Annotated in this window: 4 protein-coding genes and 3 tRNA genes; all 7 read right to left on the bottom strand. The window is 51.6% G+C overall.

Annotated features, from left to right (window positions below):
* On the bottom strand, positions 1-241 hold a 241-nt coding region (locus tag AACY02_RS25795), incomplete at its 3' end, for a GTP-binding protein (RefSeq protein WP_339434213.1).
* A gap of 85 nt (positions 242-326) precedes the next feature.
* A tRNA-Thr gene (locus AACY02_RS25790) sits at positions 327-402 on the bottom strand.
* A gap of 26 nt (positions 403-428) precedes the next feature.
* Positions 429-502: transfer RNA gene (locus AACY02_RS25785), tRNA-Gly, on the bottom strand.
* A 25-nt stretch (positions 503-527) separates the two neighbouring features.
* Positions 528-612 (bottom strand) — tRNA-Tyr (locus tag AACY02_RS25780).
* 143 nt (positions 613-755) lie between these two features.
* Entirely contained in the window at positions 756-1,190 is a 435-nt protein-coding gene (locus AACY02_RS25775; RefSeq protein WP_339434341.1) for a hypothetical protein, read from the bottom strand.
* A 7-nt stretch (positions 1,191-1,197) separates the two neighbouring features.
* Positions 1,198-1,947 carry a pantothenate kinase gene (locus AACY02_RS25770; RefSeq protein ID WP_339434340.1) on the bottom strand — a complete coding sequence of 250 codons (750 nt, stop codon included), beginning with the start codon at positions 1,945-1,947 and terminating at the stop codon, positions 1,198-1,200.
* Entirely contained in the window at positions 1,937-2,890 is a 954-nt protein-coding gene (gene birA / locus AACY02_RS25765; protein ID WP_339434339.1) for a bifunctional biotin--[acetyl-CoA-carboxylase] ligase/biotin operon repressor BirA, read from the bottom strand. Before birA ends, AACY02_RS25770 begins: the two co-directional genes overlap by 11 nt.
* Positions 2,891-3,091 lie beyond the last annotated feature (201 nt).

The following is a 3,091-nucleotide window of genomic DNA, read 5'->3' as shown; positions in this document are numbered from 1 at the left end:
CAACGTGAGCGTAGTGACGGATCAGCGAGTTGTACTCAACGTGCGCGGTGTTGATGGTGATACCGCGAGCTTTTTCTTCTGGAGCGCTGTCGATCTTGTCGAATTCAACTACGGCCGAACCGAAAACCTCGGAGCAGACACGAGTCAGAGCAGCGGTCAGAGTGGTTTTACCGTGGTCAACGTGACCGATGGTCCCTACGTTAACATGGGGCAGGGAACGATCAAATTTTTCCTTAGCCATCGATATCACCCTCAAACAGAAGAATTAGACAAACAACATCAACCATTAAAACAAAGGCAGATATTTTCATATCTGCCTTGTTATATGGAGCTCTTGAGCGGATTTGAACCGCTGACCTCACCCTTACCAAGGGTGTGCTCTACCAACTGAGCTACAAGAGCGAAACACTTTGCACAACCTGCAAGCTTGGAGCGGGTAGCGGGAATCGAACCCGCATCATCAGCTTGGAAGGCTGAGGTTCTACCACTAAACTATACCCGCAGAGCCTGCAGCTCACGCTTAAATCTGGTGGAGGGAGAAGGATTCGAACCTTCGAAGTCGTAGACGTCAGATTTACAGTCTGATCCCTTTGGCCGCTCGGGAACCCCTCCTAATCAGGCCGGCATTTTATACTATGCCAAACCCCTGTCAAGCATTTTCTCATTTAAAAACTTGAGGTTAGCTGCATTGACACCACTCCTTCATGACCACCTCTTCAGGTCTTCACTGTGGAGCGGGCGCCATTCTATGCAAACTATTCAGCAGGCGCAACCCCTTCGCACAGCATTATTTTATGTTTTAACTCATTGAATTCCTTGGAAAGGTTTTGCAACTGATCAGCACCCAACAATCGCTGACCTTCAGGTGAGATACGCAGCCAGTATCCTGTTGCCGGACGCTCGTCAGGCAACGGCGAAGCCTTGATATCCATCTCCGCCAAACGGCGCCCCAACGCTTCAACCAAATCCTGACGAGCAAATCCCCCCAAATAAAGACAGCGCTCCTCAAAGCGCACACCAGCATTCTCTCGAGAAGCATCCAGACTCTCGCTGAGCAAACGAATGTCATGCTGGGGGCCTTTATACAAACTCAGAGGGGTGACATCTTTTGCACGCAAAGGTGCTTCCTGCTGATGCCAGACGTAATAGAAAACATTGAGAACAAGGAACAGCAGGAACAACCAACGCATACAGACCTCAGGACAAAGGACACGCCATAGCCAAGCCCACGAACACCAGGTCAGGAACAACCCTGGCCTCTGGGACAACATCTGCTATTAATACGGCATCCCCCCCTGTAAGAAATACAGTGAAACTCTCCCCCCAATAGGCTCGTGCCATTTCCATCTGAGTGAGCACGAACCCTTTGAGCATTAGAGAGCAACCGCGCTCCACCGCCTCAACAGTGCTCCGACCGGGAGCCTGGCTTGTCAATGCACGCTCAGCCGCGAGATCACCGTATCGTATCTTTCGTGTATGGGTGCGCAACTGGTTACGCATCAACGGCATGCCAGGACAAATAAAGCCCCCGAGATGCTCTCCATCTTCCGCGATGAAGTCCGCCGTTACCGCCGTGCCAAAATCCAGCACCAGACATGCACCTTCAGCTAAGTGGAATCCGCCGAGCATCGCTAACCAACGATCAAGCCCCAAGCGCTCGTAGTCCTCATAACCGTTTCTAACACCAGACATTTCACGAGCTGGCTCTGCACATACAACTGTCAGATCGAAATCCCGCCGAAGCATTTCGATTAACGCTCCCGTCTCCTCGAGAGTACGAACACTAACAAGACGGCATTTGCTTAGCGACAATCCAGCTAGAGCAAATAGACCATCACGCAGAGCCTGATCCGAGTCAACCACCCCCTCTGCGATCAAAACAGCAGCCTCGGCACTCAGCACGCGCCACTTTATGAAGCTGTTGCCACAATCAAGCTCAAGAATCATCACGCAACCTCAGGCTGAGCTCGCCACCGCTAAAGACCTTTTCCACACCACTCACCTGCAAACGCAGCGCGCCTTGGCTATCAATCCCCAGCACAACACCATCAACCTGGCTGACACCAGCAATCAACGACACTGATCGCTCCTGCCACAAATGGTTTTCCTCCCATTCTGCCTGGAGAACTGAAAAACCACCGACCTGCTGACGCTGTATATATGACTGCAACTGTTCGCTTAACTCGAAAACCAGAACGTTACGATCGCAAGTTGTACCAGATTCAAGTCGCATGGAAGTCCATTGCTGATCAACCTCCTCTGCAACCTGCATATTTACGTTAATACCTATACCTAGTACCACGTGACACACATCAGCCGGATCCCCAACCAACTCCAGCAAAATACCGGCAATTTTCTTATTGCCGACGAGAACATCGTTAGGCCACTTCAAACCTGCGCCAGTGACGCCGAGCTTTTGCAGGGTTCGCATGACTGCCAACCCAACAACAAGACTCAAGCCCTCAAGCTGGCGCATCCCACCATCAATTCGCAGAACGAGACTGTAATAAAGGTTTTCGGCAAACGGGCTAACCCACTTGCGCCCTCTACGCCCACGTCCAGATATCTGTCGCTCGGCAAGCACTAAAAATGGCGCTGCCTGCCCCCGGCCAATGGCGCGCAAAGCCTCAGCATTAGTCGAGTCGATAGAATCAAAAACCGCAATTGGCCAACTCTCTTTCATCCGCGCCACTTTAAGAGGATCGATCAACACAAGCGGCGCAGCCAACTGATAACCTCGCCCCCGAACCTTGTGAATGGACAGCCCAAGCTCAGCCTCCAAGTGCTGAAGCTGCTTCCATACCGCACTTCGACTAATTCCTAAGGCGGCGCCTAGGTCCTGACCAGAATGGAATCGCCCATCCTTCAGAAGATTCAACAACGTCAGCATGTAGGTCTCGCCTCACAGTGAGGCCCGAATAATAGCCATGCGCCGGGCCGTTGCATAGAAAACAAGCAGACACATTTCCTGCGGGCAAAACAAAACCCCAACTGCTTTCGCAATTGGGGTTTCGGAATTTAATCTTGACGATGACCTACTCTCACATGGGGAAACCCCACACTACCATCGGCGATGCATCGTTTCACTGCT

The sequence above is a fragment of the Pseudomonas sp. EA_65y_Pfl2_P78 genome (assembly GCF_963970495.1).
Lineage (GTDB): Bacteria > Pseudomonadota > Gammaproteobacteria > Pseudomonadales > Pseudomonadaceae > Aquipseudomonas > Aquipseudomonas baetica_A.
This window is presented reverse-complemented; position numbering and strand designations above follow the sequence as displayed.